This is a genomic window from Cellulomonas sp. P5_C6 (assembly GCF_054049635.1).
This window is the reverse complement of the sequence record NZ_JBFULZ010000405.1, coordinates 1-532: the sequence shown is the minus strand read 5'-3', so window position 1 is coordinate 532 and position 532 is coordinate 1. Positions and strand designations below refer to the sequence as shown.

The 532-nt window shown below is 62.2% G+C and carries 1 pseudogene; it reads right to left on the bottom strand.

Annotation, left to right across the window (positions count from 1 at the left end):
- Positions 1-532: pseudogene (locus tag ACXJKG_RS21425) on the bottom strand (UDP-glucose 6-dehydrogenase); the annotation flags it as partial.

Sequence of the window (532 nt, the reverse complement as noted above, 5' to 3'; positions counted from 1 at the left end):
ATCCGGTTGTCGAGGCCGATGCCCCGCGCGACTTCCTGCACATTGGCACCGACTTTTTCCGCGAGATCGGCGATCTCGTTGATGAAGGCGACCTTGGTCGCCAGGAACGAGTTAGCGGCGTATTTGGTCAGTTCGGCCGTGCGGCGATCCGTATACATGATCGGCGACGAGTTGAGATGCAGCGGCCGGTAGACTTCCGCCATGACGTCCTTGGCACGCTGGTCGCTGGAACCGATGACGATACGGTCGGGATGTTTGAAGTCTCTGATAGCAGCGCCTTCGCGCAGGAACTCCGGATTCGAGACCACGGCGAATTCGGCGTCCGGGTTCTCCTCGCGAATGATGCGCTCGACCTCGTCGCCGGAACCGACCGGCACCGTCGACTTGTTGACCACCACGGTGAACTTCTTGATGGCCTTCGCGATCTCGCGCGCCGCTGCATAGACATAGGACAGGTCCGCATGGCCGTCACCGCGCCGCGATGGCGTGCCGACGGCGATGAACACCACCTCGGCCGCACCGACAGCAGATG